The organism is Anabaena sp. 4-3, assembly GCF_001597745.1.
Taxonomy (GTDB): Bacteria; Cyanobacteriota; Cyanobacteriia; order Cyanobacteriales; family Nostocaceae; genus Trichormus.
On the sequence record NZ_LUHJ01000014.1, the window covers coordinates 180926 to 206377 of the forward strand.

At 39.2% G+C, this 25452-nt stretch carries 25 protein-coding genes and 1 pseudogene; 18 read left to right on the forward strand and 8 right to left on the reverse strand.

Going from position 1 to position 25452, the window contains the following annotated elements; genetic code table 11:
* The first annotated feature begins 79 nt into the window (after window positions 1-79).
* The 7 genes from A3775_RS04190 to truB all read left to right on the forward strand — a co-directional run bounded on the left by A3775_RS04190 (window position 80) and on the right by truB (window position 7591).
* Window positions 80-1492, forward strand: a complete 1413-nt coding sequence (locus A3775_RS04190; protein ID WP_066423988.1) for an HlyD family efflux transporter periplasmic adaptor subunit — start codon at window positions 80-82, stop codon at window positions 1490-1492.
* Between the two features lie 110 nt (window positions 1493-1602).
* Window positions 1603-2262 carry a hypothetical protein gene (locus A3775_RS04195; RefSeq protein ID WP_066380919.1) on the forward strand — a complete coding sequence of 220 codons (660 nt, stop codon included), beginning with the start codon at window positions 1603-1605 and terminating at the stop codon, window positions 2260-2262.
* A gap of 146 nt (window positions 2263-2408) precedes the next feature.
* On the forward strand, window positions 2409-3086 hold the full coding sequence (locus A3775_RS04200; RefSeq protein ID WP_066380922.1) for a response regulator transcription factor: 678 nt from the start codon (window positions 2409-2411) through the stop codon (window positions 3084-3086).
* A gap of 143 nt (window positions 3087-3229) precedes the next feature.
* Complete coding sequence (locus A3775_RS04205) at window positions 3230-5125, forward strand: CHASE2 domain-containing protein (protein ID WP_066380924.1); 1896 nt, start codon at window positions 3230-3232, stop codon at window positions 5123-5125.
* 298 nt (window positions 5126-5423) lie between these two features.
* Window positions 5424-5588 (forward strand): hypothetical protein, encoded by a 165-nt coding sequence (locus tag A3775_RS24020; protein WP_156481562.1) that lies wholly within the window; start codon window positions 5424-5426, stop codon window positions 5586-5588.
* A gap of 126 nt (window positions 5589-5714) precedes the next feature.
* Complete coding sequence (locus tag A3775_RS04210; RefSeq protein WP_066423989.1) at window positions 5715-6656, forward strand: ribonuclease Z; 942 nt, start codon at window positions 5715-5717, stop codon at window positions 6654-6656.
* Between the two features lie 56 nt (window positions 6657-6712).
* Window positions 6713-7591 carry a tRNA pseudouridine(55) synthase TruB gene (gene truB, locus A3775_RS04215; RefSeq protein WP_066423990.1) on the forward strand — a complete coding sequence of 293 codons (879 nt, stop codon included), beginning with the start codon at window positions 6713-6715 and terminating at the stop codon, window positions 7589-7591.
* Here truB and A3775_RS04220 read toward each other — a convergent pair.
* Both A3775_RS04220 and A3775_RS04225 read right to left on the reverse strand, forming a co-directional pair.
* A complete protein-coding gene (locus A3775_RS04220; RefSeq protein ID WP_066423992.1) occupies window positions 7556-8593 on the reverse strand; it encodes a fatty acid desaturase in 1038 nt (345 codons plus the stop codon). The genes truB and A3775_RS04220 overlap by 36 nt on opposite strands.
* A gap of 72 nt (window positions 8594-8665) precedes the next feature.
* Complete coding sequence (locus tag A3775_RS04225; protein ID WP_066380931.1) at window positions 8666-9691, reverse strand: sodium:calcium antiporter; 1026 nt, start codon at window positions 9689-9691, stop codon at window positions 8666-8668.
* Between A3775_RS04225 and A3775_RS04230 the strand changes: the two are divergent.
* Window positions 9690-9940 (forward strand): annotated as a pseudogene (locus A3775_RS04230) (hypothetical protein). The gene A3775_RS04225 and the pseudogene A3775_RS04230 sit on opposite strands and share 2 nt — an antisense overlap.
* A gap of 6 nt (window positions 9941-9946) precedes the next feature.
* On the opposite strand, the gene A3775_RS04235 reads toward A3775_RS04230, so the two are convergent.
* Complete coding sequence (locus tag A3775_RS04235; RefSeq protein ID WP_066380932.1) at window positions 9947-10306, reverse strand: pentapeptide repeat-containing protein; 360 nt, start codon at window positions 10304-10306, stop codon at window positions 9947-9949.
* A gap of 147 nt (window positions 10307-10453) precedes the next feature.
* On the opposite strand from A3775_RS04235, the gene A3775_RS04240 reads away from it, so the two are divergent.
* The 5 genes from A3775_RS04240 (at window position 10454) to A3775_RS04260 (ending at window position 14584) form a co-directional block, all read left to right on the forward strand.
* Entirely contained in the window at window positions 10454-10870 is a 417-nt protein-coding gene (locus A3775_RS04240) for a Lin0512 family protein (RefSeq protein WP_066381033.1), read from the forward strand.
* A gap of 71 nt (window positions 10871-10941) precedes the next feature.
* Entirely contained in the window at window positions 10942-11328 is a 387-nt protein-coding gene (locus tag A3775_RS04245; protein WP_066380933.1) for a nuclear transport factor 2 family protein, read from the forward strand.
* Between the two features lie 587 nt (window positions 11329-11915).
* Window positions 11916-12254, forward strand: coding sequence for a hypothetical protein (locus A3775_RS04250; RefSeq protein WP_066380934.1), 339 nt, complete (start codon window positions 11916-11918; stop codon window positions 12252-12254).
* Between the two features lie 252 nt (window positions 12255-12506).
* Complete coding sequence (locus A3775_RS04255; protein WP_066380935.1) at window positions 12507-13694, forward strand: AbrB family transcriptional regulator; 1188 nt, start codon at window positions 12507-12509, stop codon at window positions 13692-13694.
* Between the two features lie 74 nt (window positions 13695-13768).
* The gene (locus A3775_RS04260; RefSeq protein WP_066380937.1) at window positions 13769-14584 is read left to right on the forward strand and encodes a DUF1838 domain-containing protein; all 816 of its coding nucleotides are present in this window, start codon (window positions 13769-13771) and stop codon (window positions 14582-14584) included.
* 5 nt (window positions 14585-14589) lie between these two features.
* On the opposite strand, the gene A3775_RS04265 is transcribed toward A3775_RS04260, so the two are convergent.
* From A3775_RS04265 to A3775_RS04280, 4 genes are all read right to left on the reverse strand, one after another.
* Window positions 14590-14970, reverse strand: a complete 381-nt coding sequence (locus A3775_RS04265; protein ID WP_066380939.1) for a pentapeptide repeat-containing protein — start codon at window positions 14968-14970, stop codon at window positions 14590-14592.
* On the reverse strand, window positions 14960-15274 hold the full coding sequence (locus A3775_RS04270) for a hypothetical protein (RefSeq protein WP_066380941.1): 315 nt from the start codon (window positions 15272-15274) through the stop codon (window positions 14960-14962). The genes A3775_RS04265 and A3775_RS04270 overlap by 11 nt, the downstream gene beginning before the upstream one ends.
* Window positions 15275-15477: 203 nt before the next feature.
* Window positions 15478-15900: a type II toxin-antitoxin system VapC family toxin gene (locus A3775_RS04275; protein ID WP_066423994.1), complete on the reverse strand. Its 423-nt coding sequence runs from the start codon at window positions 15898-15900 to the stop codon at window positions 15478-15480.
* Window positions 15897-16181 carry a hypothetical protein gene (locus A3775_RS04280; RefSeq protein WP_231866936.1) on the reverse strand — a complete coding sequence of 95 codons (285 nt, stop codon included), beginning with the start codon at window positions 16179-16181 and terminating at the stop codon, window positions 15897-15899. The genes A3775_RS04275 and A3775_RS04280 overlap by 4 nt, the downstream gene beginning before the upstream one ends.
* A 220-nt stretch (window positions 16182-16401) precedes the next feature.
* Here A3775_RS04280 and A3775_RS04285 point away from each other — a divergent pair, with 220 nt between their 5' ends.
* A complete protein-coding gene (locus tag A3775_RS04285; RefSeq protein WP_066423997.1) occupies window positions 16402-19536 on the forward strand; it encodes a sacsin N-terminal ATP-binding-like domain-containing protein in 3135 nt (1044 codons plus the stop codon).
* Between the two features lie 143 nt (window positions 19537-19679).
* Here A3775_RS04285 and A3775_RS04290 read toward each other — a convergent pair whose 3' ends face one another.
* Entirely contained in the window at window positions 19680-20849 is a 1170-nt protein-coding gene (locus tag A3775_RS04290) for a cysteine desulfurase family protein (RefSeq protein ID WP_066423998.1), read from the reverse strand.
* Window positions 20850-21037: 188 nt separating this feature from the next.
* Between A3775_RS04290 and A3775_RS04295 the strand changes: the two genes are divergently transcribed.
* The 4 genes from A3775_RS04295 to A3775_RS04310 all read left to right on the forward strand — a co-directional run bounded on the left by A3775_RS04295 (window position 21038) and on the right by A3775_RS04310 (window position 25389).
* Window positions 21038-22666 (forward strand): DUF655 domain-containing protein, encoded by a 1629-nt coding sequence (locus A3775_RS04295; RefSeq protein WP_066424000.1) that lies wholly within the window; start codon window positions 21038-21040, stop codon window positions 22664-22666.
* Between the two features lie 420 nt (window positions 22667-23086).
* On the forward strand, window positions 23087-23332 hold the full coding sequence (locus tag A3775_RS04300; protein ID WP_066380951.1) for a ChaB family protein: 246 nt from the start codon (window positions 23087-23089) through the stop codon (window positions 23330-23332).
* Between the two features lie 142 nt (window positions 23333-23474).
* Window positions 23475-24683 (forward strand): NAD(P)/FAD-dependent oxidoreductase, encoded by a 1209-nt coding sequence (locus tag A3775_RS04305; protein ID WP_066381035.1) that lies wholly within the window; start codon window positions 23475-23477, stop codon window positions 24681-24683.
* A 61-nt stretch (window positions 24684-24744) separates the two neighbouring features.
* A complete protein-coding gene (locus tag A3775_RS04310) occupies window positions 24745-25389 on the forward strand; it encodes an HAD family hydrolase (protein WP_066380953.1) in 645 nt (214 codons plus the stop codon).
* Window positions 25390-25452: the final 63 nt, after the last annotated feature.

Genomic DNA, 25452 nt, shown 5'->3' on the forward strand with positions numbered 1-25452 from the left:
TACATGAAGAAACGGTATTAGGTGGGGGGAATTCATTTTAAATAATTTGTCGAAAATATTGATAATTAGGTGGTGAAATATGCTGTACGTTCAAAATCAAAAAATTCTGCCAGCAGACGCAAACGAGGAGTTTTTACCCCCTATTAGTCCTTGGACTTCTTTATTAGGAATATTGCTGATGGCGACTGTTGGCAGTGCGATCGCTCTCTCTTGGTGGATAAAATATGATGTTGTAGTCAAGGCTGCTGCTACGGTTCGCCCTGTTGGTGATGTGCGGTTAGTGCAACCAGAAATGGCAGGTACTGTTGAAAGTATCTTAGTCACAGAAAATCAAGTGGTGAAACGGGGTGATCCTATCGCCCAGTTGGATACAGATGAATTACAAATTAAACAAAGTCTACTACAAGGCAATATCCAACAGGGTAAATTACAACTGATTCAAATGGATGCCCAAATCAGCACTTTAGATACTCAAATTCTCGCCGAAACTAGATTAATTGAACGTACAATAGCATCAGCACAAGCAGATTTAAGTAGAAATCAACGAGATTACCAAGAAAGAAAAATTACTACTGAAAGTGAATACCTAGCGGCTGAAGCTAACGTACAAAAAGCGTTAGCCAACTTGCAAAAAGCCCAAGCTGATTTAGAGTTTGCGAAAGCTGATCGCGATCGCTATCAACAATTAGCAGAAATTGGTGCGATTGGTAGACGAGAATACGAACAAAAGAAACTGGTTGTCGAACAAGCTAAATCATTCCTAGCTGGGGAAAAACAAGCGGTAGAAATTGCCCAAGCCCAATTACAATCAGCCCAAGCTGCAATTAATCCTAGCATGGCAACAGTGGCGATCGCCACTGAACGCATCGCCCAAGAACGGGCTAAAGGTGAGGCTAGCATCGCCACGCTAAACAAAGAAAAACAAATTCTTCAGCAGCGCAAAGTCGAAATGCAATCCCAACTCAACCAATATCAAAAAGAACTACAACAAGTAGACAAGCAATTACAAAGTAGTGTGATTCGCGCCACTAGCGACGGTGTGATTCTCAAGTTAAATTTACGCAATCCAGGCCAAGTTGTACGCGCTAGCGAACCCATTGCAGAGATTGTACCCCAAAACACACCTTTAGTAGTTAAAGCCATGATCCCCACCGCAGACATTAAAAAAGTTGCCGTTGGGCAGAAAGTACAATTGCGAGTAGCTGCTTGTCCCTACCCTGATTATGGAACACTCCAGGCTGTGGTGAGTGCCATTTCTCCAGATGCGATCGCACCCCAACGCCATGATACCAATACAACTACAGCAAGTGCTATGACTCCCACTGGTAGTTATTTTGAAGCGACAATTAAACCCGAAAATTCCACATTTGGTCATGGTAACAAATCTTGTCAGATTCTATCAGGGATGAATGCCGATGCCAACATTATTTCTCAACAAGAAACAGCATTGCAATTCATCTTGAGAAAAGCAAGATTAATTACAGACTTATAAGTAGGAAATCAGGACTGGGTAAAAGATTCTTCCTTGTCTTCCTTATCTTCCTTGCCTCCCTTGCCTCTTCTAACCCTAAGCCGCAAATTATACTTTCAAATGTCTACGCCATGACTCTTGTGCGATTTTTGCCAGCTTATCATAGAATTCAACAAGCATTACAATGGTGGTATTCTAGACAATCCATGAAGCTTTTTCTGGAAGCTGAGAAAATTCGTGATGATTTATTACAAGAAGCCTTCAGCATTCGACGCAATTTAGATTTAATGGTAGTAGATAATTTGAATTTATCACGCGACCAAACTCAGGATTACCTTAAACAGATTGATCAATTCCATTGCTCTTTAGTACAATTGAGCAACCGCTTGTTTCCAGAATCCCTTCAAGATAACTTTCCCTTGGCGATTGAGTGCTTATTAGAACCTTGGTTAGTGGCGAATCCGCATCTACATTTTCATCTGGATTTGCCTGTAAATTGGCGACATGAGTCAGCAGCACATAGTTTAATAGTCTTATCAGCTTTAGATGAATTACTGACAATTTCTTTGCCGCATATTCTCATGCGAATCACAATTTATATTAGCTTAAAGCAACAGAAAAATTTCGGACAATTAAACATCCAGATTCATTATCCTGATGTTACTACATTTATCTGCCATCCCAGTTTACCAGAATTAGATTATCTTTGCGAAAGCTTTCAAATCTTAACTTCAGGTAGATGTTTTTATCGTATTAATAATCGCCAGGTAATTTTGTATTTTTGTTGGTAAATATTGTCCTAAAAACTTGGGAATCTCAACTAAGATAGCTGTTGCTCAACCAATTTATAGGTAAAATAATCTCATTAAGTTAAAATATTGCTCTTTAACGATGTAAACAGTTGATAGTTGTGTAATAAATTGACTGAGTGTTAATTATGAAACAAACATTATCTGAACAGACAATCTTGAAAATTTTAGTAATTGATGACCATGAATCAGTTTTAAGTGGAACATTAAACGTTCTCAAAAAACAGTATGCTGACGCTGAGTTTATTACTGCTGTCAATGCTCATGATGCACTTGAGCAAATTAATATTTCACAACCCGATCTGGTGGTTATGGATTTGTCTATACCCAATAATACCAATGTGACAGCGCGACCAGATACGGGTATTCAACTTTTAAGAAATATCATGAAAAATTATCCCCACTTAAACATCGTTGTGCAGACTGCTCATGTCAGAACATTAGTCAGAATTAAACCAGATATTGATAATCATCAAGGAGGTTTGACAGTTGCTGACAAAAGTCTTTCTACTCAGGAAATGTTGACTAGAGTAGATTGGGCTTTACAAGGCTTAACCCATACAAAAGATATCAAAGGCATTCATGCAGGATTAGAAATTAAACCCGAATGGTTGAAAGTGTTAAATTTAGCGTTTGATGAAGGCTTACAAGACAAAACAATTGCCGAAAGAATGTGTATATCAGAAAGAATGGTACGCCATTATTGGAGTAAGCTGCAAGATGCTTTAGATATATATCCTGAAGAGGGTAAAAATATTCGCATTCAAACCGAAATGCGGGCAAGGCTAGAAGGCTTAATTGATTAGTTAAGGAATTTCTAAGTAAAAAACTTGCCCTGTTCCCTAATCCTTCCTGTTCCTTCCTGTTCCTTCCTGTTCCTCCCTGTTCCCTAAATAATTCTGAATTCATCTCATTCACTACCTACCACTAAAGACTGGGGAATTCGCTTATGCCTCCTGGACTTTGGACAAAAATTAAAGCAGAAATTACTATTTGGCGAGTAGGTGTTTTACCTGGATTTGCCGTTATTGGGCTGGTAGTATTTGCTCGTTCCATTGGTTTAATGCAGTCTTTGGAGTGGTTAGCTTTTGATAATTTTCTGCGTTTACGTCCAGAAGAACCTATTGATGAAAGAATTGTCATAGTAGGAATTAATGAAGATGATATCCGCAATCGTGGTCATGATGCAATACATTCTTCTGTCTCTGATCGTGATTTAGCCGCTTTGTTATTACAATTACAAAAATATCAACCTAGAGTCATAGGTGTTGATATTTATCGAGATTTACCAGTCAATCCCGGTCATAATGAATTAGTCAAAGTTCTACAAAATCATCCTCATATAATTGCCATAGAAAAGGTATTACCAGAAAGAATTACTCCGCCGCCAAATTTTCCGCCAGAACGCATTGGTTTTGCTGACCAAATTACAGATATTGACGGTAAATTAAGAAGGAGTTTGTTAGGTACACCAACATCTGATGGTTATAAATTATCTTTGTCGGTGAGATTAGCAGCCGCTTATTTAGCCCGTCACAATATACAGTTAGAAAATGGGATACGCGATCGCGCCGCTATGAGGTTTGGTAAAACCGAACTACCGAGGTTTTTACCCAACTCTGGCGGATATATCCGCACAGATGCGGGTGGGGTGCAGGTATTGCTAAATTTTCGCAGTGGTCGAGAAAGATTCAGAATGGTATCTTGGAGCGATATCAAAAATGGTAAAATCAAAGGCGAGTGGTTACGCGATCGCATCGTGATTATTGGCATCACCGCACCTAGCCGTAAAGACTTTATCACCACTGCTGCCACTCAATCGATTAAACCCGCTAAAGGGCGAGTATATGGCGTAGAAATTCAAGCCCACGCCGTTAGTCAAATTATTAGCGCAGTGCTTGATGGTAGACCCCTATTAAACACCTGGAATGAACAATGGGAATATACATGGATTTTTGTCTGGGGTTTTTTAGGAATTGCGATTGCTAGATTGACTAAATACCCGTTAACGAATCTGATAATAGTTGCGGTTGTTAGTTGTGGTTTAGTCATTATTAGTTATTTATTCATACTGTGGGGTTGGTGGGTGCCAGTCATCCCAGCAATTTTAGTTTTGCTGTTAAATGGGATGGAACTCACAGCTTTATATCAATATGACTACGCTTTAAAATCAGGGAAGAAAGCCCGCCAAGCTGTCATAGAAAGTACATTTGAAACAATTCATAATGGCCCGTTGCAAAGTCTAGCCAAAGTTTTAAAAATGTTGCGTGGTCACAACACATCAACACCGGAATTATTACCACAAATAGAAAAAGAATTAGAGCAATTAAACTACGAATTAAGAGGAATTTACGAATTTTTACAAAAAGAATCACCAGCCGAAGATACAAGTTTGTATTTGGGCAACAATTTGGTGTTAAATTTACAAGACCCTTTGCATGATATTCTTTATCAAGTTTATACCTATACATTAGAACGTGAATTACCCTGCTTTAAAACTATTCGAGTCAAAATTCGTAACTTTGCACCGATAGATGAACGCTGTTTAAGTATTGAACAAAAGCGCAGCATTTGTAGATTTTTAGAAGAAGCTTTGTGTAACGTGGGTAAACACGCGACAGGTGCAACTCGTCTGCAAGTAACTTGTTCTTTATCTGATGGTTGGTACAGCTTAAGCATTAAAGATAATGGCTTAGGTGAGAGTGAGCATCAAGCAGGACGAGGTACACAACAATTAGTGAATATAGCCCAACAATTGCAAGGAAAATTTAGGCGATCGCCCCTATTTCCTCATGGTACTATTTGTGAATTATCCTGGCCAGTCACCAAATTATGGTTAAGGTAACACTAGCAAAAAATTATAGTTTGTAATCAGGAATAAAGTCCTGATTTTTTCAGGTTCTCAAATAGAGGACTAAAGTCCTCACTACTAACTGTTTGGTTCTCAAATAGAGGACTAAAGTCCTCACTACTAACTGTTTGTAGTCAGGACTTTAGCCCTGATTTTTTCAGGTTCTCAAATAGAGGACTAAAGTCCTCACTACGAACTGATAAAAATTAGCATGATTTACAGCAATTATAGATGGATTTTTCCCCAAGAAAATAAATATAAATTGTAATAAAATATTAGAGTAGGAAAAACCATGACTCAAAACCAATGGCTCTTGCACCAACTTGTGATCAGCTGTGTTTTGAGTACCACCGTGATCATATCTCAAGTTGCATTAGCCGGATACGAGCCACCCGATGACCAAAAACCCCCCAAAGAATCTTCAGACTCATCAGGTGTGAGGGTGATGGATGGGTGATGCTTTCAGGAAGAGGAACTAGAGACGCGATTAATCACGTTTTTACAAGAAATTGGGAGAAGGGTCTGGTCGGCGATAAGATAAAACAGAGCTGAAAATTTAGCAAAACAAAGGCTAGAAAACTCTGTGCAGATCACATTTTTAGGGACAAGTTCGGGTGTACCCACGCGATCGCGTAATGTTTCCAGTGTCGCCCTCAGATTACCCCAAAGGGCTGAACTGTGGTTGTTTGACTGTGGTGAAGGCACTCAGCATCAACTGTTGCGGAGTGAACTTAAAATGAGTCAACTATCCCGAATTTTTATCACTCATCTACACGGCGACCACATTTTTGGCTTAATGGGGCTTTTAGCTAGTTGTGGTTTGGCTGGTAATGTAGAAAAAGTAGATATCTATGGCCCTCCGGGATTAAATGATTATATTCATGCAGCCTCACGTTACTCCCATACACATTTTTCCTATCCTATTAAAGTTCATACCGTGCGACCGGGGGTAATTTACGAGGATAAGGAATTTACCGTCACCTGTGGTTTACTGCATCACCGCATTACAGCTTTTGGCTATCGCGTCGCAGAAAAAGACCGTGCCGGACGCTTTGATGTGGAAAAAGCCCAAGCTTTACAAATTCCTTCCGGCCCGATTTACGGTCAACTTAAGCGCGGTGAAACTGTCACCCTCGCTGATGGGCGAGTTATCAATGGTCAAGAATTATGCGGCCCTACAGAAATCGGGCGTAAAATTGCTTATTGTACAGACACCATTTATTGTGAGGGTGCTGTGGAATTAGCGCAAGATGTGGACATACTCATTCACGAAGCTACTTTTGCTCATCAAGATGCAGACATGGCTTTTCAACGGTTGCACTCGACAACTACAATGGCAGCACAAACAGCTTTAGCGGCAGCAGCGCATAAGTTAATTATGACTCATTTTAGCCCGCGTTATGCTCCTGGTAATACTGTGGATTTAAAAGATTTACTCAAAGAAGCCCGTGCAATCTTTCCTCGTACAGAAATGGCTTATGATTTCATGACTTATGATGTACCAAGACGACGAGAAAATAATTAATTATTGTTCTCAGACTAATTTTGCATTTTGAATTTTGAATTTTGAATTGTTAAACTGTGCAAGGTTTTATTAATTTAAACAAGCCCTTTGGCTGGACTTCTCATGATTGCGTTGCTAAGGTGCGGAAACTGTTACGCCTCAAACGTATAGGACACGCCGGGACTTTAGATCCTGCGGCTACAGGTGTGTTACCAATTGCTGTGGGAAAAGCTACCAGATTGTTACAGTATCTTCCCGGAGAGAAAGCCTATAAAGCAACTATCCGGCTAGGGGTGCGAACTACAACGGATGATTTACAAGGTGAAATTATTACTTCCCAACCTAGCCCAGAATTAGACTTAGCAGAGGTGAAAACTGCATTAAGTCAATTTTTAGGCAAGATTGAACAAATACCACCAATTTACAGCGCGATTCAAGTCGAAGGGAAACGCCTGTATGATTTGGCGCGTCAGGGGGAAACGGTGGAAGTTCCCGCCAGAACAGTCGAAATTTTCAGTATAGAAGTTTTAGATTGGCGCAGGGGGGAGTTTCCAGAATTAGATGTAGCGATCGCCTGTGGCAGTGGTACATATATTAGAGCGATCGCTCGTGATTTAGGTACTGTTCTCAATACTTGTGGAACTCTCGCTGCTTTAACTCGCACTCAAAGCAGTGGCTTTAACTTAACCGCTAGTCTCACCCTCAGCGAGTTAGAAACACAACTACAAGCTGGCACATTTCAACCCACACCCCCCGATGTCGCCTTACAACATTTACCATCAGTGAATTTACCAGACATATCAGCCCAAAAATGGTGTCAAGGACAACGTATAACTCTCACCCCCGAAATAGCTGGAAAAGTGCGAGTTTACCAAGCCGAAAACCGTTTCTTAGGAATTGGCGAATTACAAGACGGTGTATTAATTCCCCAGATGGTTTTTGAACCGATTTCCTAAGAGAACTAAGGCATTTGCAGATTCACTAATTAATGACGGATGTTCACTTAACTGATAACTAGACTTGAGATAACCAGCATCTAACTGTATTGGGGGAAGATGATATTTTTGTAACACTCCCTGAATGCGTTCAAATGCTTCTGGGAGTTTGTTGAAAGGAATTCCCGGAAAAGCATGATGCACCCCATGATAGTTTAATCCACCCATCAGCCAGCCCAGCAAGCCGCTAGTATTGAGATTGCGCCCAGTATAAAGCTGTGTTAATTGATGATTGCTGAACTTACCCCAAAGTCCGTAGTGTTCTAAATGATCGCGTGTTTGCATAATCATTCCCGCTACCCGTTCCAAAATTAACCAAAATAAGAGATAGCGGAGTAATTCACCATGCAGAATTACAACAGTCAACAGCACAGCTTGTATAATTAATATCGCTGCAACATCCAGAAATATTTGGCGACGCATCCGCGAGACTAACTGCTGCAAGCGTACAGCCATCACAAAAGTTTTAATAATCAACCCAATTCCACCGAGGAGGAAAATATCACAACTCCACTGATGACGCACATACCATTTTAAAATCGGGTGTGCTTGTTGGTATTCTTGCCCAGTCCATTGTACTCTTTCGGGATCGCGAAAATCAATACCATTCCAGCCATGATGTAAGCTGTGTAGTTCGGCATAAAGACTATAAGGCCACAACATCGGCCAGCTAATCAAGCGCGGGATGACAGTATCAAACCACACCCAGCCTGTGAAAGTATGATGAGTCATATCATGGGTGCAAACTAGCCAAAAAGCATAAAACATTCCTGCTAATATGGTTGCAACCACAAATACAATATTGTTGTGTACCGACCAAGCTAACGTTACCAGACTGAGAAATATTAAACCCAAGATACTAAAGCGCAGTAGTCCCGCGCCAGGATTAACTTGCTGTAAATCGGCGGTGACTTGTTGTAATTCCCTAGACAGTTGATTTAAAGTTGGAGTGCGATCGCCCATAATCTACTATTGAAATACACCACACACCCTAACCATCGCACAATCATCAAAAAATTTCCCTTTCTGCAACCACTACAAAACCCAGTTTGTGATGCCAAAAGTTTCCAAACCCATCCACCCAATGAAGACTATATAACATCCCAAAAGAAGTATACATTCTTTCTTGCTCAGTACCAAATTTGTACGTAGCATTGTAAACAGAATAATCGTGGCTAAAGTCAGAACTCCCATGAGTGGTGCTGTGACAGCAAAATTAACGGTTGATGCACCTGCAATCAGCACACCGACGGGAATCGCCACAAGTAAGTCAAAAATATTACTACCCAAAACATTAGCCAAGCTAACGTCACCCTGTCCTTTCCTTGCGGCTCTGATACTTACAAAGGCATCTGGTAAGCTAGTACCCGCAGCAATGATAGTCAAACCCCACAGAAAATTAGGCGTATTTAAGACATTACCTAACCCAATGGCTGAACGCACCAATCCCTCTACAGCAGCTACAATCAAAGCCAGACTGAACAATAAGCGTAGCCACTCTTTTCCCACTTGTATGTCTGGAGATAACTGTTCATGTTTCTGATTGTGCTGTTGTTCTACGGTGTCTTGCTGCTGTAAAAATAGGTAAACTCCATAAAGAGCGATTGGCATCAAAGCAATTGGGCGATTTAGTGTACCTTGCCATCTGGTGTTAGCTACGGGATTGTAAATCAGTGAAAAAGCAAACGCCAATAACAGTACAGTCACGCTAGTAATGTAGAACTGAGCATCTTTGTAAACCAAAACCCGATCAAAAGTCAGGCGTTTCCCCATCAAACCCGAAAGTCCAGGGATGACTAAAATATTAAAGATAGCTGAACCGACGATACTTGATACACCCAAATCAAACTCACCATGAATGAGTGTAGCCACAACAGTAGTAGAAAGTTCCGGGAAACTTGAGCCAACAGCTTCAATTACAGCCCCTTGAACAATCGGCGGTAGCTGATAATATGTAGCTAATTTATCAGCAGCAGATTCGAGAATCAAGCTACCTTTCCAAACCACAGCCGTAGATACCACAATCAAACCAATATAAAAAAGTAGTTGAGTTCCATTCATGAATATAGGAAGAATTGAACCTTACAATGGCGGGTTTTTAGAAGTTTTACCGGAGGTTGAAGAAAGCGACTATTGGCAGATTGCAGCCATACACATCAATGGTCAAGCCTTTTTTCCTACGCCTCGGCTTTATCGTTCAGAAAAGGTAGCTTTAGCACAAGCAGCGCAAATCTACGATTGGATAGTTGACGGGTTTACTACTGTTCTGCGTTGCATCTCACGTTATGGCATCAACCCAAAGCGACTTAATTCTCTCTAATCTGAGACTGTACCATCTGGGAGGGTGGCATTACGAAAATTAGCTCCTTCTAGATTGGCATTATACAAGTTAGCTGATGTGAGGTCAGCACGATCCAAATCAGCTTTATGCAGATTAGCTCCTTGCAAGTTAGCTTGTTGTAAATGGGCGGCGGTGAGATAAGCTGTACTTAAATCAGCATTACTGAGATTTGCTTGTTCTAGGTGAGCTTTATTTAAATTGGCTTGACTCAAATTTGCACCACTCAGGTTCACTTGATGGAGGATGGCTTCACCGAGATTTGCTCTACTTAAATCAACCTGAGAAAAATCACGCTCGCCAGCAGCATATCGTCTGAGAAATTCATCTACATTCATCACATCTACCTCTTAGGAATTGAGACTTTATTTCACTGCTAGTGAAATAATCATAAGCAGTACAACCATTGCTTGACATCCCTCACACGATTGAGGATGAGAGCCTAGAGGCATTTTTGCAGAGGTAATATGACACAATTTAGAGATATGAATTTTTCTCAAGGGGAATCTAGCGAAACATCCCAAAACGAGCAAACACTGCGGAAACGCTTGATTATTGAGATGGGGATGGGAGTAGATCAGCATGGACAAGAACCGACAGTAGCAGCAGCTAGAGCAGTACGAAATGCGATCGCTCACAATGCTTTACCTGGAGTTTGGGAAGTCGCTCTTTTAAGTGATCCCAATGAGATGATTGTAGAAGTTCAGGTAGCTGTACCCTATCCCGAACAAGTTAGAGAAGAAGAAGTTTTAGCTGTTTTACCTTTCGGGCGCAAAAGCTTAACTGTAGAATCTGGGGGGATGGTAGTACAAGGACGGGCTATACCTTCCCTGAATGATAAAAATGATGAGATGCTAGTGGCGATCGCAGCTGTTACAGTCCTGATCGAAACCCATAAATAAACATTCGACGGTAGAATTATCAACCGTATTCAAACAGTGCATCTTTTGCCAACCATCAACAAAACTCAATCATGTCAAACGATACCATTGAAAAGGTGATTGCTGCTTACTATACCAACATTGCAGCTATGAATCCAGAAGGATGGCTAGATAATTTTGCCGTAGATGCTGTCAGTCATGATCCAGTGGGAGAACCACCCGCAAAAGTTCATGAAGGATATCGCCAATTTATTGGACAGTTGCAAGCAGTATTTGAGAAATTAGAAGCCACAACTGAGCATATATTTATTGCCAGTAATGAAGCAGCCGTTAAATGGACAATGACAGGCATCAGCAAGAGTGGTAAATCAGTACAATTTGAGGGAATTACCATTTTTGAGATGAACGCCGACGGTAAAATTCAAACAACCCGCGCTTATTGGAGTCCCGCGCAAATGATTGCACAGTTACGTTCTTAGCACAGTCTATTTTTGCGGTTGATTTACATTAATCAGCCTTTGATGAATTGCAAATATCACCAAAGGCTTTTTTGTTGCTCATAATTCTTGTTCTTCTTCGTAGAACCAAATTTCTGCTAACAGGCTTAAACCCACCAGCCAAATAAAACCAATTACTGTTAACCAAAACATTGTCATCATTGCTATCACCTCTAAATTTCAGTTTTTGTCTCAACACCTTGAGCAAAAAACTTAAAATTATTTGTATTTGTGCGTGAAATCTAATCAAACCAACAAGTTAATTAATTTCACTCAAGACTTGAGGGATGGAGTTAGTCATCTTTCATGATTATTACTTACCAACTTGCCAAGAATTCACATTTTTAATAAAAATCAACTTTCCAGCAATCTCAGCAAATGTAAGGACTAAAGTCCTTACTACAAACAATATTTGTCTTGTCTTCACTTCCGTTCAGCACTACAGCCACTCTGCGCTAAACTAAAAATAATGATGTAAATTCTATCCTTGACTATCATTATTTTCTCTTGGTGTAAGAATCTCTGGCAGTAAGTTCAACAGACAAACATCTTGGATTACTGTAGTAAAAATGTCTCAAGAGCATGACGCATCGCTGCAAATGCAACAGCTAGCTGTTCTTAAACCAACACACTTTGCTGATTTAATCCGCGCCGCACAATTGATTTTTGATCCGGCTGGGGGTGTTTCAGGAAGATACATCCAAGTTGATTGGGAAACATTCGGTATTCCTGATCATGTACTCGACAACCTGAAAGCATTGGGTTATAAATATCGCTATGCCTCACCGGATATCCCTGGTGATATTATTTGGCAACAATTGACTCCAGAAACTCGGCTATGGTTTGTCAACAATCGTGATGAATTATGGAAGTTTGAAGAGATTTTTCCGGCTTTAGACGAAGATTAATACCGTTTCTCGTGATTTATGGATGTAGAGACGTTATATATAATGTTTCTACATCATTTATTTAGCGCAGTCTCACATAAAATTGGTATAAGAACCTATAAACGTTTATTAATTGATGTTATCGTGGAATTTTATAGTGGTTTTGTATGTGTTTTTTAATACAGACTTATACTATAAACTGAGAAGTGACGAGTTTTAGGCGATCGCGTAAATTTAAGTGCATAGTTAAATTAATTGATCAAACACCTTTCAATGAATCAAAGTGTAAGTCTTTCTCCCATTCCAAAAGCACCCACCAATGAAAATAATCTTACATCACAAAAGAGTAAAATTGTCAAGCAAATCATAATTCTTGGTTTAGAAATGCTGCTGGCTTTACCTCTGGGTTTAGCGTTAACGCAATTAAACATCGGCGGGATTGTGTGGATATTTGGCGGTATCGCCTCTGGTACAACAGTTTTGCAATGCTGTCGGGTTTTTTATAAATTTAGTCCTCAACCCAACCGCATAGCCAGAAAATTCGGGATGGTGTTGGTGGGTATGGCTGTGGGTGTTTCCAATAGCAATAGTGATTTAACTAGCCTAGCGGTAGGAATTCCTATATTTATATTGCTGACTATATTCTTACTGTTGTGTGGTAGTGTTATCGGTTACATTTACTCTCGGTTGAGCAAGACCAACATTTTAACAGCGATGCTGGCTACAGTTCCCGGTGGTGTGGGAGTCATGTCATCAATTGCCGCCGATTATAATCGTAATGTTACCTTAGTCGCTTTAGTGCAAGCGATACGTGTTACCTCTGTAGTTTTGCTGATTCCCTTGATTGCGAGAACAGCAGTTGGTAACTACTGGAATACCTCAACCCCATCAGTGGTTAATGCTGGGATAAATTTTGAGCCTGTACAACTACAATTACTTGGGGTAGCCTTGCTGATTAGTAGCGTGATCGTTTATTTATCCCTAAAGTTGAAAATTCCGGCGGGTGATTTTTTTGCAGCTTTATTGATGGGACTGGCGTTTAATGCCATTTTAGATTGGTTGCCTGTGTTTAGTGGTGTTCACTTCAATCCACCACCAGCGATGAATATAGTCGGTCAAATGCTGCTAGGTATTACCATTGGTGAATATTGGGGAGAAAAACCAAATTTTGGCAAAAGGACGGTAGTTTATGCGTTGATGTCTGTAGTTATGACCTTGATTGCTGGTGCGATCGCTACTATTTTAGCCATGCAATTAACCTCATGGGACTGGTTAACTTGTTTGTTAGTCACAGCACCAGGAGGTGCAGCAGAAATGATTTTGGTTTCTCTAGCATTAGATCATAATGTAGAAATAGTCACCACAGGGCATTTAGTCCGACTCATCGCTATTAACAGTTCTTTACCCCTATGGTTATTTCTCTTTCGCCGTCTAGACGCACAAATGTCAAAACCTGCTTAAAAATTTATCAGGGAATAAATTCCTTAATTTTGAATTTTGAATTTTGAATTTTGAATTGTTTCAGGATGCTGTAGATGGTAGCCCAAATTCAAGAATTAGCAGCCCAGCATTGGGTAAAAACTCGTTCTTCCCTTGACTCCAGCCAATCAACATTTCTCACCTGGACAGGTAAAATTTACGCCTTTACTCCCGGTGAAAAACGAAAACTACTGTTTAAAATGGTGGGAGTAAGTGTCAGTAGGTGCATTCCCACCGATGCAGATAGTTGGGATTTTACCTCTAGGGAACTTACCTACTATTTAGACCCAGAAAACAACGAGATTTTAAGAAAATGGGAAAACCCCTGGACAGGTGAAATAGTACCAGTCATGCACGTTGCAAATAATCCGGTACAGGGTCATTTTAAAGGTAAATTCCCGGCACAGGTAGAGGGCGAAACGACAACCTTTGTCTTTGATATTTTCCCAACATACCCCAATCCCTTGGCAACAGATCCACAACTAGCCGAATATAGCCCTTATCAAACTTATCAAGCAGCAGAATTATTTAAACTCACAGTCCCAACCGCAGATTTATTTAATTCAGAACTAACTTCGGTGTCGCAACTGAGACTCAGTTGGGATAGAATTGGGCAATGGTTGCCGTGGATGAAAATGAGCGATCGCCCTGGTCATCTAATATATAGTGCATCGGGTAGTAAAGTTCATGGCTTAACAGAATTACCCCCACTACTCCAAGATGAAATTAATCACCGTGTACCTTTGTATAAGCAAGCTCCAAAAGCTTTTATTGACGGCGAAGATATGACATCTTGGTTATACTTCCAAAAACACTTTCAAGCCTACCTAGCTGGTGAAACCTTCCCCCTACCCGCACCAGAAGAAACTTGATATTATTAGCTCTTAGTCTCAAACTTCCGCATATTTCTACTCACAGGGTCAAACCCTCTAGAAAAGCGGGTAGTTTCATCGTAACAAGCTCCGGTTAAATCTGCTCCATACAACTTAGCAAAGTTGAGTTTAGCTCCTCGGAGATTTGCTTCATTGAGCTTAACTCCACACAAATTTGTTCTAGTCAAATTGGCATTAGCTAGATTAGTTCTGCTTAAGTCTGCTCCCCACAGTTTAGCTTGAGCTAAGTTAGCATCACTCAAATCTGCACCCCATAAATTGATACCAGGGAGATAGGCTTTAATCAGTCTGGCTTTAATTAAGTTCGCTGCTGGGAAATATCTTTCACCAGCAGCATAACGGCGTTTTATGTCCTCAGCATCCATGAGTTGTATTGACTTTTTTCAGTAATAAAGAAGTGATCTGTTCCCATTCCTGGTAGAGTTCCCCGGTAAACTCTGGCTGATTACTGCGTGTGTACCAGTAACGAGCGTTATTTAAATCGCCTTCTTTGCGGTGGAGGTAGGCGTGAACCCATGCACTGTCAGCATCGTTAGCAGTTTGTACAATGTCATGCGCTTGGTTCCAATCACCTTTTTTGTCATGCCACAAAGCCTGTAGGGCTTTCGGTAGTGTTTGAGGACATGGGCGTTGTTTTTCGATTAATCGCTGGAATTCTTCTGTATTCATGACGCGACTCAACAACTATCAAACCTCTATTTCTAAGATACTCTGTTGCTGGCTGGTGTGGTGGGTGTATTCTCAAGGTTTTATTTTTTTTAACGCGGAGGGGAGGCAAGTTGAGTTTAGAATCAGGCGATCTCATTGCCCAAACCAATGAAGTCATTGGTGTAAAATTGAGCAATTCCTGCTGGTGGCAATAGGTGATCAGTTTAAGCAGACCAAGGATTAACGATGACAACTCCTGTTCCAGCAAAATCTTTTTCGTTGCGGGTGACAAGTGATAGAGAGTGATGAAGTGCGATCGCTGCAATCAGAGAATCCATAACAGGTAGAAGTCGCCCATTCTGTTCTAATTGTCCAACTAAATTTCCCCACAACACCATTGTTGGGACATCTATAGTTAAGATTCTGTCTTGAAAGCGATTCGGTAGGGTTTCATTTAGCCAAGTTTTTAGCGATTCTTTCCGCTTTGATGCGGTAATTTTGCTGATGCCTTTAGCGATTTCCCCAATTGTAACGACGCTGAGGTAAAGTGTTTCTGGCACTTGAGCATCTAGCCAATCTAAAACTTGTTGATTTGGTTGTTTGGCGACAAGTTCGGAAATCAGGCAGGTATCAAGAAGATAATTCATGGAGTGAAACCATCGCGGGGGAGACTGCGATCTCGGCTTAAGTCTAATTCTTCAGCGATTTCAACCAGGGGCGATTGACGGAAAAACTCTGAGAGTTTGCTCGGTTGTTCTGGGTGGGTGTTGTGATTGTGTGTGGTCAGGCTTTGTGCCAATAGTTGGATGATATATAGTTTATCGTTGGGGGAAAGCTGAAGCAGTTGTTGTTCGAGTTCTGGGATACCCATGATGGGGTGAAGTAGAGGATAATTATATTTTACTTTCAGCCTGTGGGGATTAAACATCGCATTGCCCAAACCATTGCAGTGATTCGGATTTAGCGTTTTTGCATTCCTATATTTAGGTAAAAGTAGAGGAATTAGAACATCTGTCAGCTTTATGAGACCAGCTTTTTCATCGTTAATTTCCGTTTTTATACGGATATGAGCGCAATATACTTAATAGTAAAATGCTTAATATAGGAATTATTTTATATTCCATTTAAAAATAATAGAAATTGAAATTATGTCTATTTTTGACAAATCTGCTGTTGAAACTTTGAACCGCCTTGCCGCACAAAAAATTCTCGAAAAAATGCGGATTTTAAGAATGTCGTCAACAGAAAATACTAAAAGGCGTTGGATTTGGGAACTTTTACAGAATGCCAATGATAAAGCAGCCATTGACTTTCCTGAAAAGCTAGTTTCAATATTGATTGAACTTACTACAAAATCTCTAAAATTTAGTCAAAATTATAGTTATTTTACATCTACAAATGTGGAAGGTTTGATTCGTCAAATCAGCTCTGAGGACAAAGATTGGGGACAAGTTGATAGAACACAAATACCTAAAACAATAGGCAGATTTGGAACAGGATTTTTGACAACTCATTTACTTTCAGAACAAGTCAATATAAGTGGTATTTTAAAAAATGAAGTAGAAAGCGAAACAGGAACACAAGATGCTTATTTCCAAAAATTTACTTTTTCTATCAATAGAAGTGGAAGAGAATTGTCCAACCTAATTAAGAGTATAAACGGTTCATTCCAGGATATAGAATCTAAATTGGCTTCCTCTCCCAAAACTATAGAACAAGATTTCAGTGCTTTCAATACCATTTTTCAATACGACCTTGATGAAGAAGGTAAAAGTATTGCTGAAATTGGGCTGGATGATTTAGAAAACTCACTGCCTTACACTTTAATTTTTGTCGATAAGATTGAAAGTGTAAAAATAGTAAGAAATAATCATGAGATTTATTATAAAAAACAACAATCATATCATTTTAACAATGAGATCAAAATTGTTGAATTCGATAAACATATAAATGGAAGCATAGAAAAGTTAAATTTTGCGGTTTTATCAAATAATTTAACAAGTATAGCTATTCAAATTACCATTCAAAATAATCAAATATTTATTAACCGTTTTGCTCATATTACACCCAAAATTTTCCTTGGCTTTCCGTTGATTGGAACAGAAGATTTTAATTTCCCCGTTGTAATAAATAATCCATTCTTTGAACCTACCGAACCAAGAGATGGCGTTTTTCTTACAGATAAGGCAGAAGAAAATATTAATAACAATAAAAAAATCTTACAAGAATCTATTAATTTATATGTTATCCTTTTAAAATACGCTACAATTAATAATTGGCAAAATTTATATCTACTTGCCAGCACTGATTTACCTAAAGATAAAGATTGGATTTCAAAAGACTGGTATAAAAATGGAGTTCAAAAAATATTAAGAGAAGAGTTAATGCGATCTAGTATTGTCTATACTGACAATCCAGAGTATCCAAAAATTAAACTTGAAGATGCTTTATTTCCTTATAATACTTCCAAGTCAAAAATTTCAATAATTTGGGAATTTGCCACAGCATTTTGGAGCAATCGTTTACCAAAAAGGGAACATATTGAATTTTGGTATGAAATCATAGACGCTTCTTGGGAAAAAGATTTACGTTACCATTTAAAAAACCTTGTTGCTGATATAGCATCATTTGAAAATGTCAATGAACTAGCTAATCGTATTAGGAAATCAGACAAAGAGACACTGACTTGGTTAAACAAAGTTATTGAATTTGCTTTCTCTGAAAAGCAGGAATTATTAGATCAAGTCGCCATTATTCCGAACCAATATGGTGACTTTAGAACTAGAGAAGAACTATGGGAAGATAATAACATTCCAGAAGAACTCAAAGATATATTGAAAATATTGCAAGAAGATTGGCGTGCTAAATTAAAGCACAATCAGATTACCACTTCTCATTTAACTATCACTAAAGGAATTAAAGACATTGTTTATTCTATAAATCAAATAATCAAAGATAAGCAAAATCAAAATATAAAAAACGCTGTATTACAGCTAATAGCTTGCTTTCCTAATGACAGCTATCAAGAGAGCTATGGTTATGATTTTTGGATATTTTCAAAAGAATTTTATCAGGCAACAGCCAACCCAAAAATATTGATAAATTGGGAATCTACAATTTGGGAAGAATGCCATAAGTGGTTTATTAATAATATTTGTAAAGATATTGAACAAAATAAACAAGTAATAAGATTAACAGAATATTTAAAGCAAGATGCTTTGAAATGGTTACGTAATTTTGTTAAGTTTATTAATGAGCATAATTTGGAAAATTGTTTTAATAATTATGCAGTTTTACCAAACCAAAGAGGTGAATTTAAATATAAAAAAGAACTATATGTAGATGATAATGTTGATGAGACACTTAAAGATATTTTAGAAGAATTAGGTACTGATTGGCGAAATAATTTACTAGCAATAGAAGTAGAAATTGATATTGAAGGTAAAATTTTAACTTCAAAAAAAATTGCTCATGAAATCGTTGACAGTGTACAACTAATTTTGAAGAATGAAGGTATCGGTGAAAGGCCAGAAAAAATTAAAAATATTTTCGCAAAAATTTTGTTATGGTTTCACGAAAATGAAAATTTTGCCAAGGAACTTTTTGGTGATTTATATGAAAAACGCTATCGTCTGAGAAGTGACGAAGAAATTATTGCAGACATTAAGTTTAGACAAGCTATTATCAATAATGCAAATGGTTATACAGAAGAAGAAATTTTACAGTTAATAAATACGCCCAAAGAAGAGTTACTAAAATTTCAGCAATGGAAAGAAAGCCAGGATACAGCTACTCAAGAGGAAGCTGAAAATTTAACTAATACTAATCTACAAGACTTGTTAACAGGTTTGGGTATTTATTCACCTGAAGAACTTGAGCGAGCTAAACGTATATTGGTAGGGACAAAAATGTTTAGAGCATTACACCACATTCCTAGTAACTCATTAGAAGCTTTCAACCATGTACGTACTATCATTGAACGTGCGAAGAAGAATGTAAAAAGTTATTTAAGTAAGCAGGCTGAATACAATTGCGAAAAATGGCACGAAGAAACTTTTACTGTAATTACAGGTATAACAAAATACGATAGACCAATAAAAATAGTAGTTAGACCTTCAGATGGAGGAGAAGTAATTATTTTTTATCCATCTGAGTTTGACGCTTTAGAAATTTCTGATACAGAACTCTGGATTGACAATAATAAAGTGCAAGAAATTCTGACTCTTGGAAAAGTTCTAAAAACTACAGGAATTGATAGGATACCTCTATACAGAATACTGTAATTATCCCTGTTTCAGTATGATAACTAATACTGTTAGGCATTGTTTCTACTCCTGTAATCTTGCCAATAATTTTACGCTTAACGAAAGGTTTTAAAGGGCTAGAGCCGCTTACTACGAAATTATCTTTTATTAAGTTCTTCTACTTAACGCGGAACTAAAGATAAATCTGGTGTCAATCTCTGCAAAACTTGTTTTAATACCATCGCTGTCCAATCTACATCAGCTTGGGTGGTATCGCGTCCCAAGGTGAGGCGAATTCCTCCTAATGCTGCTGTTTCGGGATAACCCATCGCTAACAGTACCGGACTGGGGCTAAGTTTACCACTGTGACAAGCTGAACCTGCACTTATACCAATCCCAGCTAGGTTGAGTTGGCGAACTAAGGTTTTACCACTGAGTTTTTTGCCGTCGGCGTATTCTAAACAAAAACTGACGTGGTGGGGTAAGCGATGTTGTAAATCACCTGTGGGAATTAAACCGGGGACATCTGCTAATAATGAAAATAAGCGATCGCGTAACTGAATTAATCTCGGTGTTTCTTGTGCTAGTTCTTGCGCTGCTAATTCGGCGGCGACTCCAAAACCTGCGATCGCTGGTAATGCTTGTGTACCAGAACGTAAACCTTTTTCTTGTCCACCACCACCCAATAACGGTATTAACTCTACTCCCGGACGCACATATAAAGCCCCCGCACCTTGAGGCCCATATAATTTATGACTAGATAAACTCAGTAAATCTACAGGTATTTGCTGTACATCTATAGGTAAACGTCCTACAGCTTGCACTGCATCGGTATGAAATAAAGCCCCATGTTGTCGGGTTATCTCGCCTAATTCGGCGATGGGTTGCACTGTGCCTATTTCACTTTGTCCGTAAATAATCGACACTAAAACAGTGTGATGTCGAAGTGCTGCTTGTAAATCTTGGGGGTTGACTCTACCTTTGCTATCTACCCCTAAGCGGGTAACTTCCCATCCCCAATTTTCCAGTAGCTTGGCTGGTTCAGCAATGGCGGAATGTTCCACACTGGAAATAATTATATGTTGCGGTACGGCGTACAGTCGCGCAATACCCATGATTACCAAGTTATTTGACTCTGTACCGCCAGAAGTAAAAATCATCGCTTCTGGAGTTGCAGCATTAATCAAACCAGCTACTTGCAGTCTCGCCTGTTCTACAATAGTAGCAGCCCGTTGTCCCCACTCATGCAAACTAGAAGGATTTCCCCATTGTTGGGTGAGTGATGCTTGCATAGCTGCGATCGCCTCTGGACGAGTGGGAGTAGTTGCGCTGTAATCTAGATATATTTGCATATCATTAAATCGAATCAAAATACAATAACAACGGACTGCTTATATTTTCAGCATAGATACATCAATTGATGAATCATGAAAAAGAATGAATAATACTGCTGATATCGCTATTCATTTAGTTAATCTTGTCTAGGTGATTTGGGGAATTATAAATTTATTTAGTCCCAATTTACTTTTAGCAGATTATCGTGCAGATTTTTCACACACTCAAGAACTTTTGGGTATGTTCTTTAGCATTGACAATTACTGCTTGTCAACAAGTCCAACCCCAAAATCAGCGTCTAGCACCTTTACCACAAGATCCATTTATCCAAGTTTATTTTAATCATTCCCAGTCTGCCGAATATCAAGAACCCTATCGTCAGCAAACTCGACTAGGGGATAACTTAGAACAACAGATAATTGAGGCGATCGCTCAAGCTCAATCTACCATAGATGTGGCAGTACAAGAATTGCGTTTACCTAAAATTGCCCAAGCCTTACAAGATAAACAAAATCAGGGCATCAAAGTTAGGGTAATCTTGGAAAATAACTATACCCGTCCTTGGAGTAGTTTAACTCCTGAACAAGTCAAGAAATTACCCCCCAGAGAACAAGAACGATATCAAGAATATTTTAAATTTATCGATCAAAATCAAGATAATCAACTCAGCCCAGAGGAAAATAATCAAAGGGATGCTTTGATTATTTTGCAAAATGCCAAAATTCCTTACATAGATGATCAAGCAGATGGTTCAGCAGGTAGTAACCTGATGCACCACAAATTTATAATAGTTGATAATCGCATTGTGGTTATCACTTCCGCCAATTTCACCCTGAGTGACGTACATGGAGATTTCACTAATCTCAAAAGTTTAGGAAATGCCAACAACTTATTAAAAATTGATAGTCCCGAACTAGCCCAATTATTCACAGAAGAATTTAACCTAATGTGGGGAGATGGTTCAGGTGGTAAATTAGATAGTAAATTTGGTTTGCAAAAACCTATCCGTTCGCCCCAAACAATTACATTAGGCGACAACAAAATTACTATTCATTTCTCGCCCACTTCCCCCACCCAACCCTGGACTAATACAAGTAACGGTTTAATAGGCGAAGTCTTAAATTCATCTACTCAATCCATTGATATGGCATTATTTGTATTTTCAGAACAACGCCTAGCAAATATTCTGGAAAAACGTCATCAAGAAAATGTATCAATTCGGGCTTTGATTGACAGACAATTTGCCTATCGTTCCTATAGCGAAGCCTTAGATATGATGGGTGTAGCTTTGAGTGAGAAATGTAAATATGAAGTAGATAACAAGCCTTGGAAAAATCCGCTTACCACAGTAGGCGTACCCACATTACCCAAAGGAGATTTATTACATCATAAATACTCAGTTGTAGATAATAGAACTGTAATTACAGGTTCACATAACTGGTCAGTTGCAGCTAATAACGCTAACGATGAAACATTAATAATTATTGAAAATCCGACCATCGCCCAACATTATGCACGGGAATTTGCACGACTTTACACTCAGGCTCAAGTCGGTATTCCAGAAAGAATACAAACCAAAATTCAAGCCGAAAAAAAACAATGTCCTCAAATCATCACACCCACTTCTACAGAAAATAAAACCACGCAAATCGTTAATATCAACACAGCCAGTTTAGAAGAATTAACCACCTTACCAGGAGTAGGTAAAAAGTTAGCCAAAAAGATAATCATCGCCCGACAACAAAGAAAATTTACTTCAATACAAGACTTAGAACAAATACCAGGAATAAGTAATAAAATGATAGCTAACTGGGAAAGTAGGATTGAGTTTTAAATTGTGTAATTTTTTAAAATTCATGGTGTAATTATACCAATTTTATATGAGGTTGCACATAATATAAACTCCATTAATTTATCCGCGTGTATCTGCGTGTATCTGCGTTCAATTATTCTCAACATATATTCTATGCAGCTTCATATTAATTTGGTATTAAAGAGTAGGTAATAGGGAATAAGCCTATTTAAGTAGACGCAGTTTCACCAAGATAAGCAGTTTTCTTTGCGCCTATTCTGCAAGCAGCACCTTTGCGTCTTTGCGCCTACTCTGCGAGAAGCCGCTTTGCGTCTTGGCGCGAACCTTTAAATAATCTTCTCATCCAAACGCAAGTATGAATACAACTCTACTGCTAGAAAGAGGAAAATTAAACTTTCATTTTTTAACATAAATCCAAGTAGAGAACATGAGAATAAATTTATGCCTTACAACAAAATAGATGAATTACCCCAAGATATCAAAGAACAATTACCAGAACACGCCCAGCAAATGTTTATGGCTGCATTCAACTCTGCCCAAAGGGATGGTATGAGTGAACAGGGGGCTTGTGATGTGGCCTGGAGTAGTGTAAGAAATGAATATGAACAAGGTAGCGATCGCCAATGGCACAGAAAACCAGAAGATACAGCAATACACCACAAAGCTGTAACATCTGGTGGTAATTAGATCAAAGCGGTTTGTCAAAGTCCATAACCCCGGTTTCTCTGAAAATTCGGGGTTGAAATTCCAGGATGATGCTGTCACAGACCGCAATAAATCATTAAACTGAAAGTGATTGGCTTTGCTGGGATGGACTATTGATCAAACCATGACTGAACAAAATATGAGAATTGTAATCCTTGGTGGCGGCTTTGGTGGCTTATACACAGCGTTGCGTTTAAGTCAACTACCTTGGGAATCTCAACAGAAACCAGAAATTGTTTTAGTAGACCAAAGCGATCGCTTCTTATTTTCCCCCCTACTCTACGAATTACTCACCGGAGAATTACAAACCTGGGAAATCGCCCCTCCCTTTGCAGAATTGTTACAAGGAACTGGTGTCCGTTTTTATCAAACAGTCGTCTCTGGTATCGACATCGACCAACAACGGGTACACCTGCAAGACGGCCCAGAAATCCCCTACGATCGCCTAGTCTTAGCATTAGGAGGAGAAACCCCCCTAGACTTAGTTCCCGGCGCAACATCCTATGCTTACACCTTCCGCACAATTACTGATGCCTATCGTTTAGAAGAACGTCTACGAGTCCTAGAAGAATCAACAACCGATAAAATTCGAGTCGCAATTGTAGGGGCTGGCTACAGTGGTGTAGAATTAGCCTGTAAGTTAGCCGACCGACTAGGAGACAAAGGACGCTTTCGCCTAATCGAAATTAGCGACCAAATTTTACGGACTTCCCCAGAATTTAACCGCGAAGCCGCCAAAAAAGCCTTAGAAGCGCGGGGTGTATTCCTCGATTTAGAAACCAAAGTTGAATCCATCGCCCAAGATACCATCTCCCTAGAATATAAAAATCAAGTCGATACGATTCCTGTAGATTTAGTCATCTGGACTGTAGGGACAAGAGTTGCACCAGTAGTCAAAAGCCTACCTTTAAAACAAAATCAACGCAATCAAATCACAACCACACCCACCCTACAAGTTCTGGATCATCCCGAAATCTTTGCTTTAGGAGACTTAGCCGACTGTCTAGACGCAGAAGGTCAACAAATTCCCGCCACTGCACAAGCCGCTTTTCAACAAGCCGACTACACAGCTTGGAATATCTGGGCTTCCTTAACTCATCGTCCCCTGTTACCTTTCCGCTATCAGCCACTAGGCGAAATGATGGCATTAGGCACAGATAACGCCACCTTAACAAGTTTAGGAATTAAGCTAGATGGTACTTTAGCCTATATTGGTCGTCGTCTGGCTTATCTGTATAGAATGCCAACTTTAGATCATCAACTCAAAGTTGGTTTTAACTGGTTAGTCCGTCCTATGATAGAAACAATTTCTTCCTTAGCAGATGGTAAATAACCACTGCAATATTCACTAGCCAAAATCCTAAATTTAACAGTCATCATCGTCAGCAGGTTGAATGGAAAGACCCAAAGTGATTTTTTTAGATGCTGTGGGTACACTATTTGGTGTCAAAGGCAGCGTCGGTAAAATTTATAGTCAGATAGCCTTAGAGTTTGGTGTAGAAGTTTCCGCAGAAATTTTAGATCAAACATTTACCCAAAGTTTTAAAGCCGCACCTCCACCGATATTTCCTGATGCGGAATTACATGATATTGCTCAATTAGAATTTGAATGGTGGCGCAGCATTGCTGTGAATACCTTTGAAAAAGCGGGCGTAATATCAAAATTTTCTGACTTTTCTAGCTTTTTTGGTGAGCTTTACATACATTTCGGCACGGCTGAACCGTGGTTTATCTATCCCGATGTTGTGCAATCTCTCAGCAATTGGCAACATTTAGGGATTGAATTAGGTGTAGTATCTAATTTCGATTCTCGAATTTACTCAGTTTTGCAAAGTTTAGGATTGAATGAATTTTTCAAAACCGTGACAATTTCCACCCAAGTAGGTGCAGCTAAACCAGATCAGAAAATTTTTGCTGAAGCTTTAGAAAAGCATGAGTGTTCCCCTGAGTCAGCTTGGCATATTGGTGATAGCATCGTAGAAGATTATCAAGGAGCTAAAGCCGCCGGACTCAGAGGTATTTGGATTAATAGGAATTAGTCATTAGTCATTAGTCATTAGTCATTAGTCATTAGTCATTAGTCATTAGTCATTAGTCATTAG